The sequence below is a fragment of the Pseudomonas sp. NyZ480 genome (assembly GCF_029537255.1).
GTDB classification, from domain to species: domain Bacteria; phylum Pseudomonadota; class Gammaproteobacteria; order Pseudomonadales; family Pseudomonadaceae; genus Aquipseudomonas; species Aquipseudomonas taiwanensis.
Genome location: NZ_CP120626.1, coordinates 1,635,576 through 1,655,322, shown reverse-complemented (window position 1 = coordinate 1,655,322; position 19,747 = coordinate 1,635,576). Strand labels below are relative to the sequence as shown.

General features: G+C 62.9%; 14 protein-coding genes. 7 read left to right on the top strand and 7 right to left on the bottom strand.

Annotated features, from left to right (window positions below):
- Nucleotides 1-148: 148 nt before the first annotated feature.
- Genes P3R38_RS07550 through P3R38_RS07540 form a run of 3 tightly spaced genes read right to left on the bottom strand, consistent with a single transcriptional unit; the run spans nt 149 to nt 2,894 of the window.
- Entirely contained in the window at nt 149-1,036 is an 888-nt protein-coding gene (locus P3R38_RS07550) for a rhomboid family intramembrane serine protease (RefSeq protein WP_277686964.1), read from the bottom strand.
- Entirely contained in the window at nt 1,033-2,004 is a 972-nt protein-coding gene (locus P3R38_RS07545; protein ID WP_023379490.1) for a metallophosphoesterase, read from the bottom strand. The genes P3R38_RS07550 and P3R38_RS07545 overlap by 4 nt, the downstream gene beginning before the upstream one ends.
- Nucleotides 2,004-2,894, bottom strand: a complete 891-nt coding sequence (locus P3R38_RS07540; RefSeq protein ID WP_023379489.1) for an NAD(+) kinase — start codon at nt 2,892-2,894, stop codon at nt 2,004-2,006. The genes P3R38_RS07545 and P3R38_RS07540 overlap by 1 nt, the downstream gene beginning before the upstream one ends.
- A gap of 43 nt (nt 2,895-2,937) precedes the next feature.
- Between P3R38_RS07540 and P3R38_RS07535 the strand changes: the two genes are divergently transcribed.
- Nucleotides 2,938-3,915: a DUF1853 family protein gene (locus tag P3R38_RS07535; RefSeq protein ID WP_277686963.1), complete on the top strand. Its 978-nt coding sequence runs from the start codon at nt 2,938-2,940 to the stop codon at nt 3,913-3,915.
- Between the two features lie 12 nt (nt 3,916-3,927).
- Here the strand turns inward: P3R38_RS07535 and P3R38_RS07530 are convergent, their stop codons facing one another.
- On the bottom strand, nt 3,928-5,535 hold the full coding sequence (locus tag P3R38_RS07530) for a WG repeat-containing protein (protein WP_041925450.1): 1,608 nt from the start codon (nt 5,533-5,535) through the stop codon (nt 3,928-3,930).
- Nucleotides 5,536-5,732: 197 nt separating this feature from the next.
- On the opposite strand from P3R38_RS07530, the gene P3R38_RS07525 reads away from it, so the two are divergent.
- Entirely contained in the window at nt 5,733-6,278 is a 546-nt protein-coding gene (locus P3R38_RS07525; protein ID WP_023379486.1) for a cytochrome b, read from the top strand.
- Here the strand turns inward: P3R38_RS07525 and P3R38_RS07520 are convergent.
- From P3R38_RS07520 to P3R38_RS07510, 3 genes are all read right to left on the bottom strand, one after another.
- Nucleotides 6,269-7,168 carry a pyridoxal-phosphate dependent enzyme gene (locus P3R38_RS07520; RefSeq protein WP_023379485.1) on the bottom strand — a complete coding sequence of 300 codons (900 nt, stop codon included), beginning with the start codon at nt 7,166-7,168 and terminating at the stop codon, nt 6,269-6,271. The genes P3R38_RS07525 and P3R38_RS07520 overlap by 10 nt on opposite strands.
- Nucleotides 7,169-7,839: 671 nt before the next feature.
- A complete protein-coding gene (locus tag P3R38_RS07515; protein ID WP_023379484.1) occupies nt 7,840-9,876 on the bottom strand; it encodes an NADPH-dependent 2,4-dienoyl-CoA reductase in 2,037 nt (678 codons plus the stop codon).
- Between the two features lie 245 nt (nt 9,877-10,121).
- Complete coding sequence (locus P3R38_RS07510; RefSeq protein WP_277686962.1) at nt 10,122-10,466, bottom strand: hypothetical protein; 345 nt, start codon at nt 10,464-10,466, stop codon at nt 10,122-10,124.
- Nucleotides 10,467-10,654: 188 nt separating this feature from the next.
- On the opposite strand from P3R38_RS07510, the gene P3R38_RS07505 reads away from it, so the two are divergent.
- The 5 genes from P3R38_RS07505 (at nt 10,655) to P3R38_RS07485 (ending at nt 19,739) form a co-directional block, all read left to right on the top strand.
- Nucleotides 10,655-11,362, top strand: coding sequence for a molecular chaperone (locus P3R38_RS07505; protein ID WP_277686961.1), 708 nt, complete (start codon nt 10,655-10,657; stop codon nt 11,360-11,362).
- A gap of 25 nt (nt 11,363-11,387) precedes the next feature.
- Nucleotides 11,388-12,377 (top strand): fimbrial protein, encoded by a 990-nt coding sequence (locus P3R38_RS07500; protein WP_104882803.1) that lies wholly within the window; start codon nt 11,388-11,390, stop codon nt 12,375-12,377.
- Nucleotides 12,378-12,445: 68 nt separating this feature from the next.
- Nucleotides 12,446-15,262, top strand: a complete 2,817-nt coding sequence (locus P3R38_RS07495) for an ATP-binding protein (protein ID WP_104882018.1) — start codon at nt 12,446-12,448, stop codon at nt 15,260-15,262.
- The gene (locus tag P3R38_RS07490; RefSeq protein ID WP_023379479.1) at nt 15,249-16,442 is read left to right on the top strand and encodes an EAL domain-containing protein; all 1,194 of its coding nucleotides are present in this window, start codon (nt 15,249-15,251) and stop codon (nt 16,440-16,442) included. The genes P3R38_RS07495 and P3R38_RS07490 overlap by 14 nt, the downstream gene beginning before the upstream one ends.
- Nucleotides 16,443-16,526: 84 nt before the next feature.
- Entirely contained in the window at nt 16,527-19,739 is a 3,213-nt protein-coding gene (locus P3R38_RS07485) for a hybrid sensor histidine kinase/response regulator (protein WP_027907525.1), read from the top strand.
- The last annotated feature ends 8 nt before the right edge of the window (nt 19,740-19,747 follow it).

The following is a 19,747-nucleotide window of genomic DNA, read 5'->3' as shown; positions in this document are numbered from 1 at the left end:
CTGGGGTTTGGACGAAAATCGCCGAACGGCGATCAGGCGAGGCAAAAACAGGCGAGGAAGCGGAGTTTACTGTTTGTAAATACGCATTCCGAGCCTGTTTTCAACGCAGCATGATGGTCGGGCAGGCACTTCTCGTACAAAGCCGTAATCAAACCGACAGTTTACGCCGGGCAAGGGCCCCACCCAAGAGGCCCGTCAAGCATCCGATGAGCAACCCGCCGACATGGGCGGCGTTGGCGATCTGACCAAACCCGAGCTGGCCGACCACACCGGTCAGGCAGATGACCAGCCAGATCAGCATCATCACCAGTACCCCCTTGGGCAGGCTGAACAGCGGGTTCGGCGCGAGCCATTGGTACAACCAGATGTGCCCCAGCAACCCGTACAGCACGCCGGACAAGCCGCCGAACAGGCTCGGCCCGCTGGCGAAATGCTGGGCCAGGTTGGACACCAGGCTGAATAACAGGGTCAGGCCGAGCAGCATCCATGGGCCCTGGCGCAGTTCGATGCGTTTGCCCAGCTCCCAGTACCATAGGCCATTCATCGCCAGGTGCAGCACGCCAAAGTGCAACAGCATGGGCGAGACCAGCCGCCACCATTGCCCATCGCCCAGGCTTTGCGCCAAGGGGGTGAAGTACAGGTATTCGCCCTGGACGCGGAAGTCCAGAAAGGTGAACCAACCTATGGTGGTGAAGTTCTCGCCCAAGCCAGTGAGGCCAGCGACCACCAGGCACAGGAACAGGATGAAGGCGGTGACCTTGCAGGCACGGGCTTGTTCGGCCAGGGACGGTGGTGCTGGAGCATTCACCGGCATACTGGCTTCCACAGGGGGTTGCGCAAGCGGTACGTCGGCGCTGCCGTCCGGGAAGCGCTGATAAAGCTGGAGGACGTCGGCGGCCATTGTCTCTGGCGCCCACAGCACCTGGGCTTCGCCCTCCACGATCACACGGTGCGGCACCTGCAGGCGCTGCAGCAGCTGGACGAAGCCGCTGAGGTCGACCGTCAGCGGCAGGCGTATCACTTCAACGACGTTCATTGGTTGGCCTGCGGTCGGTCGACATCGACCCAGACGAACTTGTGCGGGTCGATACGGGTTTCGTCATCCAGCCGGTAGGCCACCAGTTTGCCGTACAGCACCGCGCTGTAGTCCAGGCATGCCAAGTTGTCGCGAATCGGCGCCGGTCGGCCACTACGCCAGTAATGGCCAACGAACAGCATGGGCTCGTCCTCGGCATAGCGCAGCAAAGCATTTTTCTCGGTGTGGCTGAGCGGTGTCCTGGCCACTTCCTCCGGCAAGGCATCGGGCTGGAAAACGATGTCGCCGTAGGTCTGCGGGTCTTCCTCCCAGAACTTGGTGCGGAAAAAGGCTCGGGTCAGGCCATCGCCACCGGTCAGTGTCAGGCCGTCCGGCAGGCGCATGTCGGTGCCGCGCAACAGGCGATTGCACACGGTGGCGGCAAAGCTGCCGGACACCGCCGATGCCTGGATGAAATGCTCGTCGATGCGCCCTTGCGGATATTGCTGGCGTAACGGTTCGATCAGACGGGCGTCCCAGCAGGCGTGCACCAGGCGGAAACGCCCGGCATCGACGAACAGCGGCAGCTCATGGAACCACTGCAGGAAGTCGTGCCAGTCGCCTGGATGATGGGCGAACTGAGTCAGGGTCTCGTCGATCAGGCGGGCATGCCGGGGTGTATGTTCGCGCACGTAGGCCTTGCCACTGCCCGGCAGTGCCGGGGTCACCCAGCCCAGGGCGTTGTATTCATGGTTACCCATGATGCAGAACGCCTGGCCGGCTTCGACCATGTCGTGGACGATGTGCAGCGCCTCGCGAATGCGCGGCCCGCGATCGACGATGTCACCCAGGAACAACGCCTGGCGCCGAGGGTGGCGCCAGACACCGCCGACCCGTTTGTAGCCGAGGGCGTCGAGCAGCCGTTCGAGGGTCAGTGCACAGCCGTGCACGTCGCCGATGATGTCGAAACTTCGCGCCGGATCGAGCATCAGTCGTCCCTACCTCCCAGGCGGCTGCCCCAGCCGAGCTTGGTGCGGCAGACCTCGTAGTAGTTGTGGTCCAGCGGATGGATCAGGCGCAGCTTCTGTGGCTTCTTGCTCACCGTGATGGTGTCGCCAGGGGCGCAGGTGAAGTGGTTCTGGCCATCACAGGAAACCTGCGGGTAGATCTGCAGGTCCTTGGACACGACGATTTTCAGCTCGCTGTTGCCGTCCACCACGATCGGCCGCCCAGACAGGGTATGCGGGTACATCGGTACGATCACGATGGCGTCGAGTTTGGGGTGCATGATCGGGCCGCCAGCGGACAGCGCATAGGCGGTGGAGCCGGTGGGCGTGGCGACGATCAGGCCGTCGGCTTTCTGGCTGCAGACGAACTGGCCGTCGATGTAGATCTCGAACTCGATCATCCGCGTCGACTTGCCAGGGTGCAGCACCACGTCGTTGAGCGCATCGCCCTGTCCGATGGCCTCGTTATGGCGGCGCACCTCGGCCTGCAGCAGGAAGCGGTTTTCCACCAGGTAATGGCCGTCGAGCACCTCGGCGACTTTCACTTCCAGCTCGTCCGGGCGGATATCGGTCAGAAAGCCCAGGTTACCCCGGTTGATGCCCAGCACCGGAATATTGTGACGGGCCAAGGCGCGGGCGGCGCCCAGCAGACTGCCGTCGCCCCCTACCACGATGACCAGGTCACAGACCTCGCCTAGCAATTTGCGGGTGGAGGTTTGCAGGCCATGGCCGGGCAGGACTTCGGCGATGGTGTCCTCGAGGATCACGTGCAGGTGGCGCTCGAGGAGGAATTTTTTCAGTCGGCGAATGGTGTCGAGCACCTGCGAGCTGCCAAGGCGTCCGATGATACCGATATTGCGAAATTGCTCCATGGGGCTCCTGCGAGGCTCTGCGGCGGGTGACTATGCCGGGATTATGGGCGAAACGACCGGGCAGCGGCAAACCGGCTATGCTCGCAGGATGATGCCTTTTGCCGATCTGCACGACCTGCCCCGCCAACTTCGCCGCCCAGCGGTTCGCGACCTGGCGTGGGTACTGCTGTCGCCGCCGCTGCTCAGTGCCCCGCCCTGCCCCCAGCGCCATCCGCTGACGGGCAGTGCCTGGGCGGACGATCCACAAGGCCTGGCGCTGTGGCTACGGTCGCTGGATGCCGACGACCAGCCGCTGCGCGCCTGGCTGGTACAGCTGACCAGCCAGCGTTTGGGCTTGTACTACGAAAGTCTCTGGCAGTTTGCCCTGCGCCACGCCCCTGGCGTCGAGTTGCTGGCCGGCAACCTGGCGATTCGCCAAAGCGGTAGAACGCTGGGCGAACTGGATATCGTCCTGCGCGATCGCGAGGGCGTGCATCATCTGGAACTGGCGATAAAGCTGTACCTCGGCCCCCAGCAGACTGACGGCCACGACCCGGCCGATTGGCTGGGCCCCGGCTGCCACGACCGACTAGGCAGCAAACTGGCCCATGTCGTGGGTCACCAGTTGCCCATGTCGCGCAGTGCACAGGCACGTGACAGGCTGGCCGATCTGGGTGTCGATGAGATCAATGCGCACTTGTGGATGAGCGGCTACCTGTTCTACCCCTGTCACGGCCAGACCGACTCACCGTCGCCGAGCAATCCGCAACATTTGCGTGGGCACTGGTCGCACCGCAAGGATTGGTCACCGCCACCACAGCAGTGCTGGCAGCCTTTGCCGCGCCACGCGTGGCTGGCACCGGCTCGCTTCCAGGCCGAGGACCTGCTGGTGCATGCTGGGATCGGCGAATGGTTGCAGGCACTGGACGAGCATGCCCCTGCACAGTTGCTGGTCCGCCTGGAGGAGCAGGCGGACGGGGCGTGGGAAGAGGCAGAGCGGCTGTTCCTGGTCGCTGACGACTGGCCGCACCTGCCCCTTTGAGAACGCCGTGCCTCAGGAGGCGTCGGCTACCGGTTCAGCCTTGGGGCAGTGGGCTTGGGCATCGGTCGGCCAGAGCACCTTGCCCTTGCCATCGACTACCTGCTCGGCACCGCACGGTAAGCGGTTGGTGTCGAACACCACCGTGCCATCGAGGCGATACATGGCCCGCAAGGTGCTGACCGCATCGTCGTTGTACCCTTCGACGCGATAACCAAAGATCACTCCGCGGTCCATGTCGACTTTGATGGCCTGCCATTTGGCCGGCACCAACAACTTGCCGTCCAGGTCGTAGAGGGCGCGATTGGCGTCGGTGGACTCACCCTCGGCGGCAAGCACGTGCTGCTTGTCGGCGGTCAGCGAGAGCCTGACGAACTGCTCCGGCTTGATCAACACCGTGCCTTTGGCATCCATCATCCCCACAGTGCGCACCTGATCGGGCATCCCCCAGACCTTGACGGTCTTGCGCGGCGATTGCAGCTCGGAATAGGCGAAACGCTCAGGCGCCAGCACACCGACCTCAGCATAAGTGGGCTCGATCAACACGGTGCCTTTATCCAGGTCGACGGTGCCAAAGGTGGCCAGGAAACTGTTCTGCATCACGCCAATATGGCTGAAGCCCGGACGATGACCGATCATGCCGGTGCCGGTACCCGCATCACCAATGGAGTCGTACTTCGGCTCGATCAGCCACTTGCCGTCATGGCCGATCATCCCCGCCTTGCCCCTTCCCGCCTCGGTACGCGGCTGTTGCACCATCGCACCGGTCTTGCCGAACGCTTCGCAGGTTTCATACCGAGGCTCGATGACCGTCTTGCCTTGGTAATCCATATAGCCGCACATCCCGTCGTAGGTGGCCTTGAAGGCCACCAATCCAGCCCCTGGGTTACCCAGCCAGAACTTGCCGAAAGGCACCACCAGGTTACCCGCGGCATCGGCCAGACCCGAGCCTTCGGCACCTTCGCGCTTGACCACCAGGTGGCCGTCGCCGACGACGACGATGTCATCGAAGTCGAGCTTGCGCAGCGTGCGAGTATCCAGGTTATAGCCCCAGCTTTCGCCTTCGCGCTTGGCGAGCACCCAGTTACCTTTCATGGCGCCACGCACGTACATCGAATCGAACACCGGGTCACTGACCTTCTCGCCCTTGACCGTGAGAATGCCGCGCAGTTCGTTCACTTCATAAACGATGAAGTCATTCTCGCCGCCGACATATACGGTGTCGAAGAGCGCCGGCTGGACTTCCTTGCCCTGCTCGTCCATCACACCGACCTTGCCATCACGGACAAAGCCGAACAAGCCAGGGGTCAGGGTATACAGCTCATCGGTGATATCGGCTTTGATCACCTGCTTGCCATCACGGCTGGCCAGGCTCCAGTGATCACCATCGCCAAAAATGAAGGAATTGCTGAAAGGTACGGTGTAGAGGCCTGAATAAGTGTTATCGGGGCCCACCAGCAAACTGCCAGTCTGGTCAATGACCGCGCATTGGTCGTTGACGCACAGGGGGATGGTCAGGTTGGCAAGCGGTTTGGTTTCGGGGGTTTGCTGGCAACCGCCCAGCATGAGAGTGGATAAAGCACAAAGCAGCGCCGCCTTCGAAGCAGCTGTGAAAGGTTTCATTTACACAGAGTCCTTGTGTAGAAAATCGTATAACTTGCTTCCTTGAGCTAACAGCAAATAGCTATTCGCCATCGCTCAGCGGATTGTATCGACGAAGTTTCACAGATCTAAAGCAAAAAAAAGATTCCCGTACCAGTTACAGTTAGGAACGAGCGCCGCCAAGAGCGTTCTTTTCGACCTGATGACGAGGACCGACCATGGCTTCATCCACCCCCGCGACTCATTACGCACGCCTGTCCATCGCCCTGCATTGGCTGATGCTGGTGTTGCTCGCCGCTGTATACGCCTGCATCGAGTTGCGCGGCCTGTTCCCCAAGGACAGCGCCGAACGCAACTTGATGAAAGACCTGCACTTCATGCTTGGCCTGACGGTATTCGTGCTGGTCTGGTTGCGCCTTGCCGTACGGGTGACTCGACCGACACCCCCCATCGTGCCCAAGCCACCTGCCTGGCAAACCGGCCTCGCGCACCTGATGCACCTGGCGCTGTATCTGTTGATGATCGGTTTGCCGCTGGCCGGGTGGTTGATTCTGAGCGCCGCCGACAAGCCGGTGCCGTTCTATGGCCTGGAACTGCCACACCTGATCGGTGCCGACCCGGATCAAGCCAAGTTCATCAAGGGCTGGCATGAGCGCGTGGGCAGCTGGGGCTACTGGCTGATCGGCCTGCACGCACTGGCCGGCCTGTACCACCACTATGTGCAGCGCGACAACACGCTGCTGCGCATGCTGCCCTACAAGTAACCGCGCCGCCCCTGCAGGCCACCGGTGTGCAGAAAGATCAGGCGGGTGCCGGGCTCGAACAGCCCGGCCTCAGCCTGGTCGCGCAAGGCCAGCAAGGCCTTGCCGGTGTAGACGGCTTCGAGCGGCACACCACTGTGTCGCTCGCACGCGTCGACGAACGCCAGCAGGTCCTCATCGAACTTGGCAAAACCGCCACGACAGGCTTCGTGCAGCTGGTAACCGTCAGCGCCGACCAGTTCCCTGACCGTCTGCGGCACACCATGATCCCACGGCACTGCCAACGCGCCATGAACGGCGTGCCTACCCGCCTCGGCCAGTACCAGGCCCGCCAGCGTGGTCCCGGTTCCTGCCGCCAACCACCAGGCATCGTACGCTGACCACCCCAGCGCTCCCAGTTGCGCCTGTGCCTGCTCGACGATCGCTGCACAACCCTCGGCGCCCGCCAACCCGCCACCGCCTTCGGGAATGCAGTGCCACCCCGGGTAGCGAGCCTGCCAGGGCGCCCAGAAACCGGGCTCGTGGCGCGCACGGTAACCGTCGTATCCAAGCCAGTGCAGCTCCATGCCAAAGCCCTGCAAGTCCCGAACGGTTGGCGTGTCCTGGGCATGACCGCGCAGCAGCCCCACCGTGGCGAAACCAAAGCGTTTACCGGCAGCGGCCAGGGCGTGGAGGTGATTGGAATGGTTGCCGCCAAGGCTTATCAGGCCGGGCGCGCCCTTTTCATGTGCGCGTTGCAGGTGGTGGCGCAGCTTGAACCATTTGTTGCCGCTGATCAGCGGGTCGATCAGGTCCAGGCGCAGGATGGCGGCTTCGATCGCAGCGTTTTGCAGCCATGGCAGATGAAAAGTTTGCAAGAACGCGGAGGGTAGCTCTGAGAGGCACGGGGACATGGCGAGAGACCTTGGTTGGTGCTGCAGTTTACCAGGCGAAGCAGCAGGGCCTGGGGCATGAGCCACCTTTCCACGAATAGATAACGAATCTTCCTACGCGCCCCAGCCCCCCTGCATACAGATAGAGATTCATTTTTTAACGTCGCTCGCCTGTCTCTTGAGGAAGGCGAGCCTCTCATATCCTCTGCGTTCGTTATCGCGCCTCCCGAAACCCTGGAAGCCGAGGATCTGGCTCAGCGCATCGATGTATTCACCCGATGGCTGGCCAATGTCAGTGAGGGTCACCTCTGCCTGCAACGGTTGCACACTTGCAGCGCCAAGTTATGGGTGGCCGGAAATGCAATGGCGCTGTCAGGGGCATTGGGCGATATCGTTACCCTGCTCACCACCACTCCTCGTGCGCCGCAACACGGGTAGAGCCTTGCCATAAACCTGCACACCACGATCTGCGGCTCGCTGCCCGACCTCACCGAGCAGGCGCTTTCCTACCTACCCACATTGCTCCCGCAACAACCGCTTATGCCTAGGTGCGATATGCACAACGTGACCGAAATTGCGACTTTCCCATAAAGCGCTCGTTAGCACCGAGCCAGAAACCATGTCCGAACCGATGGTGCCAGCCTTCAAGCCTAAAGGTCAGCACCACCGCAACTACTTGGACAGCGAGTGGCTCAAAGCTCCGCCGCCAACCGCGACCCTTGGTTGATCGCCCGCTTGGCGTCCAGTTCGGCAGCAACGTCGGCCCCACCGATCAGGTGAACCGACTGCCCCGCCGCCGCCAACCCTTCATGCAACTCACGAAGTGGATCCTGCCCGGCGCAAATCACCACATTGTCCACCGCCAACACCTGCGGCTCCCCCTCGCCGACGCGGATGTGCAGGCCGTCGTCGTCGATCTTCAGGTACTCGACGCTGTTGAGCATCTGCACATGCTTGTTCTTCAAGCCCGTACGGTGGATCCAGCCGGTGGTCTTGCCGAGGCCGTCGCCGACCTTGGATTTCTTGCGCTGTAGCAAGTACACCTGCCGTGCAGGCGCATGCGGCTGGGCTTTGATACCCGCCACGCCGCCGCGTGCTTCGAGGTGCGTATCGATGCCCCACTCCTTCCAGAACGCGTCACGGTCCTGGCTGCTGGCCACCCCCTGATGCACCAGGTATTCGGAAACGTCGAAACCGATACCGCCCGCCCCGATCACCGCCACGCTCTTGCCCACCGGCTTGCGCTCCAGCAGCACGTCCAGGTAGCTGAGGACCTTGTTGTGCTCGACCCCTGGAATGGCCGGGGTACGGGGAACAATGCCGGTCGCCAGGATGATTTCGTCGAACTTCCCCTGCACCAATGCCTCGACGTCGACACGGGTGTTCAAGCGCAGCTCTACGCCGGTGCTGCGCACTTTGTTGCGGAAGTAGCGAAGCGTCTCGAAGAACTCTTCCTTGCCCGGCACCCGCTTGGCGACGTTGAACTGGCCGCCCACTTCGTCTGCTGCATCGAACAGGGTCACCTCATGGCCTCGCTCGGCAGCCACGGTCGCGGCCGCCAGACCGGCAGGGCCGGCGCCGACCACGGCGATCCGCTTGACCTTTGTGACCGGCAGGTAATTCAACTCGGTCTCGTGACAGGCCCGTGGGTTGACCAGGCAACTGGTCAGCTTGCCACCGAACGTGTGGTCCAGGCAGGCCTGGTTGCAGCCGATGCAGGTGTTGATTTCATCGGCACGGCCTTCGGCGGCCTTATTGACGAAATCTGGGTCCGCCAGGAACGGCCGGGCCATCGAGACCATGTCGGCATCGCCCTCGGCCAGCACTGCCTCGGCCACTTCCGGCGTGTTGATGCGGTTAGTGGTGATCAGCGGGATCTTGACCGCACCGCGCAGCTTGGCGGTGACCTTGGTGAATGCCGCGCGCGGCACTTTGGTGGCAATGGTCGGAATTCGCGCCTCATGCCATCCGATGCCGGTGTTGATCAGCGTCGCGCCTGCGCGCTCGATGGCCTGGGCCAGCAGCACGATCTCATTCCAACTGCTGCCGCCTTCGACCAGGTCGAGCATCGACAGGCGGAAAATGATGATGAATGCCGGCCCTACCGCCTCGCGCACGCGGCGGACGATCTCGACCGCCAGGCGCATGCGGTTTTCGTAGCTGCCACCCCAGCGGTCCGTGCGGTGGTTGGTGTGGGCGGCCAGGAACTGGTTGATGAAATACCCTTCCGACCCCATGACCTCGACACCGTCGTATCCAGCGCGCTGGGCCAGCACGGCACAATTGACGAAGTCGGCGATCTGCTTTTCGATCCCCGCCTCGTCCAGCTCCTTGGGCTTGAAGGGGTTGATCGGAGCCTGGATGGCGCTGGGCGCGACTTGGCGTGGGCTGTACGCATAGCGCCCGGCGTGGAGTATCTGCAGGCAGATCTTGCCGCCAGCGGCGTGCACGGCGTCGGTGACGATCCGGTGCTTGTCGGCTTCTTCCTCGGTGCTCAGCTTGGCCGCGCCAGAATAAACGCCCCCTTCATCGTTGGGCGCAATACCCCCCGTGACCATGAGCCCGACGCCACCGCGCGCGCGCTCGGCAAAGTAGGCCGCCATGCGTTCGAAACCGCCGGGACGCTCTTCAAGGCCGGTGTGCATCGAGCCCATCAAGGTGCGGTTACGCAAGGTGGTAAAGCCCAGGTCGAGCGGGGCCAGCAAGTGCGGATAGCGGTCGGCAGCCATGAAACGGTTCCCCATGTGGCGTGATCACGGAAATGCAGGCACCTCGCACGCTGGCGGGGCCTATCGTTTATCTGCTGCGACATTAAACAGCCGTTTGAATGGGCTCAATGATCGGAAATTACAACTTACTGATCAAAATGCGCAGCCGCTTCGCCACACGAAGCGTCAGGTCATTCAATGCAGTCCGACGTACCTTCAGGTTTTCCTTCGACGCGGTTCGAACGAACGCCGACGGTATTCAAGGCCTACGGTGACGTCAGGATGACCACGTAGTGACCTTGTGTCGGGGGCTCGCCGCGCTCATCGACCAGCCTGTAAGCCTGATCGACGGTAGGCCCTCGGTCGACCCGTAACGCCCGAACCGGCACCGCCAGATCGTCCACGCCCTGGATACCGATGACGCTGTCACGAGCCAGCGCCGGACAGGCCTCCATTCGCCAGCCGCCAGTGCCGGCGGTGGTCGTGCACGACGGCTCGACGATGCTGCCGGTGAACTGCAGCATGCCCGAGACAACGACGGCGTCTGCCTGAGCCTGACCAGCCAGGCCGAGGCACACTGCAACACTCAATGCGAATCGCTTGCTGCCCATGGTTTTCACTCTCCCGATAACCCAATGTTGAGCCTATCGGATGAACGTCAGGCAGCCTGGCCGCGGGCGTGAGGTAGTTCACAAAACAAAGAAGCCAATTTAAGAAACGTCTCAAAGCCTGCGACCGCTGCGATGCCTAGGATGGCTGAGACTCTCCCGACCCGCATCACCGGAGCCATTCCCTGACCATGTCGCCGCGCTCGCTTCGTACCCTCTTGCTCCCAGCCATGGCGGCGATCGTCATGATGGGCCTGGCGTCCAATGCTTGGGCCCAACTCAAGATCGAAGGCACGCGTCTTGTCTACCTGGGAACGAACAAGGAAGCGAGCCTCAACGTCATCAATCGCAGCGACCTGGACACGGTCATGCAAAGTTGGGTCAGCGCACCCGACGAGCACGACGATGCACCCTTCGCCATCGTCCAGCCATTGACGCTGATCCCCCCCAACGGTCAACAGACGCTGCGGATACTGTACGCAGGCAAGGGCCTACCCCAGGACCGGGAATCACTGTTCTGGCTGAACATCCTCGAGATCCCGCGCAAGCCCGCGCAAACCGATACCCTGCAGTTCGCCATCCGCCAGCGCCTGAAGCTATTCTATCGTCCCGCCGGCCTGCCAGGCTCGTCCAGCGAAGCGGCCACCGGCCTGCAATGGCGCAAGCGCGAGCCTCGTTCGATCGAAGTCAGCAATCCAAGTGCCTTCCATGTTTCGCTGATCGATCTCCAACTCGATAGCCTCGGGCAGTCATACCCGCTTACGGACTACCTCCTCCTGCGCCCAGGGGAATCGCTCACCCTCGAAGCGCCTTCGACACTGCCTGCACAGAGTCGTGTGGCATTCAGCGAGCTCACCGATATCGGCCTGCAGAAACGCCACCGCGTCGCGCTGCCGTGAACACACCGCTACAGGATAGCCCCCCATGATCCCAATTCGAAAAGCCCTGCTGGGCCTGCTCTTCGTTGCAGCCAGCTGCCCGGCCACCAGCTATGCGCTGTCATGCAAGCTGGACCCCTCCAAGGCGTCGGTGTTCAAGGAGGCCCTGGGTACCGCGCTGGCGGTGCCGGCCGACGCGGCGGACGGCACGATCATCTGGGAATCTGCGCCACATTCAGTGCCGGTCATCTGCGCCGATGACTACGAAACAGGCGTACGGGAAGACGTCTATTTCTGGGTCAACCCTGCGAAAATCAGCATCGGCAAGGGCATACGGGTCGGGATTCGCTACGGATCCAAGACCATCACCCAGAGTTCGGGCGCGGTCAGCACCGGTTTCAACTCGTTCCACGGTTGCAACTGGGCGAACTGCACGGGCTGGGACAAGGCCCGCTTCACCCTGACCTTCACCGTGTTCATCGAAAAATACGGTGAAACGCCGACCGATGGACAAGCCAGCGTCCTGAGTGAATATCGGGTGTTCCAGCTGGACGGCAAGGGCGGACTCAACCCCAAGCCTGACAGCAACCTCAACTATGTCGTCACCGGTATGAACAACGTGCGCTTCGTACCCTGTTCGCCCGAGCTGACCATCTTACCTTCGGTGGTCAATTTCCGCCGCGCCCTCGCCAGCTCGGCACAAATCGGCCAGGTCGCCAGCTCGGCCAATTTCAGCCTCGACCTGGTCAGGACCTGCGACACGCCGTACGCCGTCAGTGCTCGCTTCAGCCCGGTTGCCGGCAGCGCCAGTGTCATCGACAAACTGCTGGTGCCCGGCAATAACAGCTCTGTCGGCATCGCCCTGACCCAGCAGGACAACAACCAACCGGTGCCCTTCGATACCTGGTTCAAGCTGGCGGACCTCACTACACCGGGCTTGATCCGCAACGAGTTCCGTGCCGACCTGATTTGGCGCTCGGCCCCTGTCCCCGGTACGTTCGAGGCCATGGCGCTGGTAGACCTTTTCTACAAGTAACACCGCGACCAGGCCCGTTTAAGGATCGTCTGATGTCTAGTTGCCAGCGGCGGGCCTAAATTCGCCGGATGCGACTCAAAGCCTATCTGCAACAGATCAACCCTCTACTCTCCGACCCCGAAGCAGCACGCCGGCTGCTTCGGCTGCTGGCGTTCGTACTCTCGGCCGGCATTCTCGGCGCGGCCTACAATTTCCTGTCCTTCACGTTCAACACCGACATTGCCCGGCGCCACGGCGCCATGAGCAGTGCGATCGCCGAGGCGCATACCTTTTTCACCAACCGTGAGGCACTGCTCGAAAGCCTGAGCCTCGCAACCGTGCGCCAGGCCGTTCCTGGCGTCCAAGCGGTGCCCCTGGCACCGGGCGAAGAGGTCCACCTGCAACTGGGCAACCAGCCGGGCAAGCGCTGGAGCCTGTGGCTGACACGACGCATGTGCGCCTATCTCAAGGCGCGCCATGTCAACCTGCTGTATGTCGGCGCAGATGCCCAAGCCCCCATGCGCTGGCTGTACAACGTCGACTCGCAGGCGCCGGAGCCTTCACGCGCCCTGCTCGACCGACTCCGCGATGCAGGGCAACGGGTGAAGGCACCACGGGAACTGTGGCTGGCCGACCAGGGCGCGCAAAGCTCGCGCCTTTTCATCTTCCTGCGCCTGGACGAACGCGACGCGGACTCCGGCTGGCTGGGCCTGGAAATCGACAGCCAGGCGGTGGCGCCATCGCTCAAGGATGCCAGCGCGGGGGAATTCATGATGTTCAACGCCGACGGGATGCTGGTGTTCACCAACAGTCAGGGCCCGGCATTGAACCGCTCGCTACCTAAGCCCGTGGGTCAGGACTTCTTCGGCTTTGTCGGCCAGGGGCTACTGCCGGAGTACCTGGTCATCAGCAAGCCGCTGATGTCCTCGGACTGGCAACTGGTATACGCGATCGGCCTGTCCGCGATCCTCGCCGGCGTGTGGCAGCAACTGCTCGGTGCCCTGCTGTTCTGCGTGCTCAGCATCACCTTGATAAGAGTCCTGATCCAGCGTTTCGACCAGCGCTTCTTCACCCCAACGGTCGAACGTATCCGCGAACTGGTCGAAAGCGAGATGTTCAGCCGTGATGTCATCGAAACAGCACCTGTGGCCCTGTGCGTGCTGCGACGCAGCGATGGACAGGTCGTGCTGGAAAATCACCTGGCCCAGCAGTGGTTGGGCCAAGGCCAGGCACGGGACGCGCGCAGCGCGCAATGGATAGAGAAAGTCTTCGAACCAGACGAAGGCCAGTACAGCGACTATTTCGAGAGCGCCGAAGGGCGTCACCTGTACCTGAGTTGTTCGCCAACCCGCTACAAGGGCGAGCAGGTTCTGTTGTGCGCATTCAGCGACATCAGCGCGCGCAAGCAGATCGAGGCCGCGCTGGAGGATGCCCGGCGCGCTGCCGACACGGCCAACGAAGCGAAAACCCAGTTCCTGGCGACCATGAGCCATGAGATCCGCACGCCGCTCTTCGGTGTGCTGGGCACCCTGGAGCTGCTGTCGCGTACTGCGCTGGACGCCCAGCAGCGCGACTACCTGCAAGCCATCGAAGGCTCCTCCTCGACCTTGCTGCAGTTGATCTGCGACGTCCTCGACGTGTCCAAGATCGAGGCAGGTCAACTGGCCCTCGAACTCAGCGAGTTCAGTGCGTTGGAGCTGGTCCGCGAGGTAATCCAGGGCTACAGCGCGGCGGCCAGGAGCAAGGGGCTGCTGCTCTACAGTTGTCTGGACCCGCGCCTGCCGGAACACCTGATCGGTGACGTCAACCGGATCCGCCAGATCCTCAACAACCTGCTGAGCAATGCGGTCAAGTTCACCGATTGCGGCCGCGTGGTGTTGCGGGTCCGGCTGCTCAACCGCGATGGCGAGCGCTCCTGCCTGTTGTGGCAAGTCTCGGACACGGGCAAGGGCATCGCCGAACAGGACCAGCCGTTCATCTTCGACCCTTTCTACCAGACCGAGGGCCATACCCAGGTCATACCCGGCACAGGCCTTGGGCTGCCGATCTGCCAGCGGCTGACCCAATTGATGAATGGCCAACTGCGCCTGGTAAGCGAGTTGGGCCTTGGCAGCAGCTTCAGCCTGACCCTGCCTTTGGAAGTGGCGTCCGGCCGCAGCAATGCCCCGTTCAATCTTCTGGCAGAGCGCATTCACGTGGTATCGCCGGCGCGCGAACTGGCAGAAGCCATCGCTGGCTGGTTATGTCGCTGGGGGGCTCGTGCCCAGGTCGGTGCGCCGGGCTGCGCCCTGGCCGGCGAACTGCTGGTCGAACTGCATCCAGGCAGCGTCGAGCGCTGCCTGGTCGGAGAATGGCCTGGCCCGCGGATCCTGGCCAGCGCCCAGGGATGCTGGGAAGCCCGCCACGAAGCCGGTCACTGGCAAGTCAACCTCAACGACCTGGGCGCCCTGCACCATGCCGTCGCCCAGGCCCAGGGCCTGCGCAGTGCCAGGCACGAAGCCGTACCCGACGTTCGCGCGCCGGAGCCGCTTGGGCTGCACGTGCTGGTTGCCGAGGACAATCTCATCAACCAGTTGATCCTTCGCGACCAGCTCGAGGAGCTCGGCTGCAGCGTGAGCTTGGCCAGCGATGGCGAGCAGGCCCTGCAAAGTTGGAAACGCGAGCACTTCGACCTGGTGCTGACCGACGTCAACATGCCCGGTATCAACGGCTACGAACTGGCCCGAGCCCTGCGCGGTCTGGGCTGCGCCCAGCCCATCATCGGCGCCACCGCCAATGCACTGCGTGGCGAGGAAGAACTGTGCCTGGCCGCTGGCATGGACCGCTGCCTGATCAAGCCTTTCAACCTGCAAGTGTTGTTCAACTGCCTGGCCCCGTATCGAGGTAGCCGCCATGAAGTCCTTTAACATCCTGATCGTCGAAGACCACCCTTTCCAGCACATGTACCTGCAACACCTGTTCAGCGAGCTTGGCACCTTCAACCTGGAGGCAGCCCGGGATGGCCAGGAAGCGCTGGAGCGCCTGCGACTGCGCGACTTCGACCTGGTCCTGACTGACCTGCTGATGCCTGGCATGGATGGCGTGCAGTTTATCCAGCACCTGGCTGGCCTTCGCCACAAACCCGGTCTGGCGATCATGAGCGCGGCCTCGCGGCGCATGCTCATGGCTGCAAGCCTGGTGGCCAAGAACCTTGGCGTGGACGTGCTTGGGCTGATTTCCAAGCCAGTCGAGCCGGCTGCGCTGCGCAGCCTGATCGACCAGTTGCAACTGCACCACCAGGCTCCGGCCCAGGCGGCCCCGACAGCCCTCGAGTTCGATCGCCAGACACTGATAGATGCCTTGAACAACCGAGCCTTCCAGGCCTGGTTCCAGCCCAAGAAGTCTTTGCACAATGGCCGCATCGTCGCAGCCGAAGCGCTGGTGCGCTGGATGCATCCGGACCAAGGAGTCTTGTTGCCAAGCACCTTCCTACCGACGATCAAGGCCTTCGGCCTCGAGGAAAGGCTGCTGTGGGTGATGCTCAAGCAAGCCATGGATGCCCAGGCACGGTGGCGTGACCGAGGCTATGACATCCCCGTCTCGATCAACCTGCCGACCCACCTGCTCAACAGCCATGACCTGGCCGACCGCTTGCTGGAGTTCGTCCTGCACCACCAAGGCGTGCCCGGCAAGCTGTGCTTCGAGCTGATGGAATGTTCAGTTCCCGAAGAGCTGAGCAATTTCTATGCAGGCGCCTGCCGCTTGCGCATGAAGGGGTTCGGCCTGTCCCAGGACGACTTCGGCAAAGGCTACAGCTCGTACCTGAGCCTGGTCTCGACGCCGTTCACCGAGCTCAAGATCGACCGCGCCCTGGTGCAGCGCTGCGATGAAAGCGAGAGCCTGGCTTCGGCCCTGGCCAGCATCGTCGCCCTGGGGCGCAAGCTTGGGCTGACCGTGGTGGCAGAGGGTGTCGAAACGCCCCAGGAGCTCGAGATGCTACGCAAGGTAGACTGCAACCAGGTTCAGGGTTTCCTGATCTCCCATGCCGTCTCGGCTGAACAGTTCCAGCGCCTGCTGCACAGCGACGGTCCGCCGTCAGCCTACTGAACTGTTGTAACTCACGGCGCCGGCCGGGCATCAGAGGTAATATCCCTAGGGTACCGATGCCCCCAAGGTCTTCCGGATTCTTTCATGAAACAATACAACGCCCTGCTGGAAAACCTGGCTCGCAGCTCCCTGCGACTGAACAAAGGCATGACCGTTCTGCTTGGCCTGGCGCTGCTGCTGGCCGGCTTCAGCCTCTGGTCCATCGAGCGCCTGGTCGACGAGCATAACGACACGGTCAGCATCCATTTCGCCCGGCTGATGGAAAACATCCAGGAACAGGAAAGCTTCCTCGAGGCCCTCGTGCTACGCAGCGCCAGGGGCGAGTTGCTCGACCACCCACGTGCGCTCGAACCGGTGCTGACACCACTGCCCGACCAAGGACCGGACATCTACAAAGGCCAGGCATTTCCATTTTCCCTGCCATTCAGCCTCAAGCTCGACTCGCACAGCCTCGCTGGCAACCAGGTGGCAAGCATCTTCAGCCAGGGTGCGAACCTGGCCAGCTTCTACAGCATGTTCTGGTCGGCCTCCCCCTACCGATCGCCCCAGGTGTTCCTGTTCTCGCCGGATGCCCATTACGACATCACGGTTCCCGCCGCCGGCCGCAGTCGGGGCAAGCCCCAGGACGTGGACGAGCCTTTCATCGACGTGGTCAGGCAGGTCGCGGCGCGGCGCCCCCAAGGCCTGGACCAGGGCGCCGGCATCGTCTGGCGCAGCTATGTCGAACAGCCGGACCAGGACTCCCCACCGCGGGTACTGGCCTATGCCAGCATCGCCCTGCGCCCGACTGAGGCAAGCGGCCAACATTTGCAAGTGGCGTCGCTGGTCGACCTGGCACAGATCGACGACTTCGAACGCATCATGGCCTGGACCGTGTATGACCATTTCAACCTGATTGCTCCGTCCGGAGAGGTGCTGGTCGGCACGCCCATGCCTCTTGAGGGGGTGCATGAAGGCCTCAACATCAAGCCCGAAGGCCTGGTTTTCCGCCTTCACGAGCAAGCCAACGGTGGCTGGAGCGCGGTCTACACCGTGACCTACCGGCACTTCTTCCGTTACGCGTTCTGGTCGCTGGCCAGCCTCGCCGCCACCTTCCTCGTCCTGGTCGGATTGGGCCGGGTGGCCATCCGCTGGTACCAGCGCCAGGTCATCCTGCCTGCGCGCGCAGCACACGAGACCATCGCCGAGAGCGAGGCCTTCAGCCGGGTGGTCATCGACACCGCGCCGACCGGCCTGTGCGTGGTTCGCAGCGCCGACAACGAGGTACTGCTGGAGAACCAGCGCGCGCAACAATGGCAAGGCACCCGCGAATTGGTCAGCACTCTCGCCCCGGCACTGGGCAGTACCCGCAGCGGCGAACACTACCTGCAGGTCGAGGGCCGCCATTTGCAGGTCGGCTTCGTGTCGACCCGTTACCATGGCGAAGACGTACGCCTTTACGCATTCAACGACGTCACCCGCCACGTCGAGGACGCCCAGGCGCTGGAAGAGGCGCGCCGCGCCGCCGACGCCGCCAACACCGCCAAGACCCTCTTCCTGGCAACCATGAGCCACGAGATTCGCACGCCGCTGTACGGCGTGCTGGGCACCCTCGAGTTGCTCGGCCTGACCCACCTGGATGCCCGCCAGCAAGGCTACCTGCACACCATCCAACGTTCCTCGGCGACCCTGTTCCAACTGATCAGCGACGTGCTCGACGTGACGAAGATCGAATCCGGACAGATGGCCCTTGAGCCAGTCACGTTCTGCCCGCTGGACATGCTCGAAGATACCGTGCGCACCTACCGCGCCTTCGCCGAGCGCAAGGGACTGTTGCTCTACGCTTGCCACGATGCCCGACTGCCAGCCCAGGTGGTCGGCGACCCGATACGCATCCGCCAGATCCTCAACAACTTGCTGAGCAACGCCATCAAGTTCACCGACACCGGCCGGGTGGTGCTGCGCACGCGCGTGCTGGCGCTCGACGACACCCAGGTCAGCCTCCAATGGCAGGTCGCCGATACCGGCATCGGCATTTCACAAGCGCAGCAGGCCAGGCTCTTCGAGCTTTTCTACCAAGTCGTCGACGCTTCCAGCGAGGGCGGTGCCGGTTTGGGTCTGCCGATCTGCGGCTGGTTGGCCGACATGATGGGCGGCCAGATCAAGGTCGTCAGCGAGCCGGGCCTGGGCAGCAGTTTTTCCCTGAAAGTAAGCCTGCCACTGGCCCCGGGTGAGTTGAGCGACTGCCCGCTGGTCGCGCCCGACCCGACCCCGGTGTACGTGCGCGCACCGATCCCGGAGCTTGCCCAGCACGGCGTCGACTGGCTGCAACGCCTGGGTATCAGCGCCACGTTGACGATTCCGCCCATGGAAAAAGACAATCACCAGGCCCTGCTGGTGGACCTGCTCGACTGTCCGGACGCCATCAACTGGCATGGCCAGCGTATCTGCGCCAGCAGCGACGGCCCGGTGCCCGCCAGTTTCAGCGACGGTAGCTGGCGGGTGGACCTGCACGACATACGTGCCATCGCCCAGGCCGTTGCCCGGATCCGCGAGGGCGGCGCACCCGAGGGCCAGGACACGGCGCGGCAGCAAAGCGCCGCCCTGCGCCTGCATATCCTGGTGGCCGAGGACAATCCGATCAACCAGGCGATTCTCCAGGAGCAACTCGAAGCGCTGGGCTGCACAACGGTAGTGGCGGCCAACGGCGAACAAGCCATGCAACGTTGGCAGCCGGGCCTTTTCGACGTGGTCCTCACCGACGTGAACATGCCGTTGATGAATGGCTACGAACTGGCCAGGACCCTGCGCCAGCATGACGCAAGGCTACCGATCATCGGCGTCACTGCCAATGCGCTGCGAGAGGAGGGCCAGCGCTGCATCGAGGTGGGAATGAATGCCTGGATGGTCAAGCCGCTGAGCCTGCAAACCTTGCGCAGCCATCTGGTCCGCCTGTGCCGGCCAACCCTGGCTGACAGCTCCAGCCGCGCACAAGCGCAAAGCTCCAGCGAGCGACCCGCACCGTCCACCATCGAGACCGTGCAACTGTCCGCCACGATGCGCGCACTGTTCGTCAGCACCATGCGCCAGGACATGCAACAGTTGCGCCTGGCGCTTGAGCAGCGTGACCACCAGCGCCTTGGCGAACGCCTGCACAGCATCGCCGGCGCCCTGGGCGCGGTACAGGCCAAGGCCCTGGCCGAACAGTGTTGCGCACTGGAGAACGCGCTGGTCGACTCGCCGATCGATGCGGCCCTGACCGAGAACCTGCGGGGGGTACTGGACAGGCTTTCTGCAATGCTAGATACCCTCGCATAGAATCAATT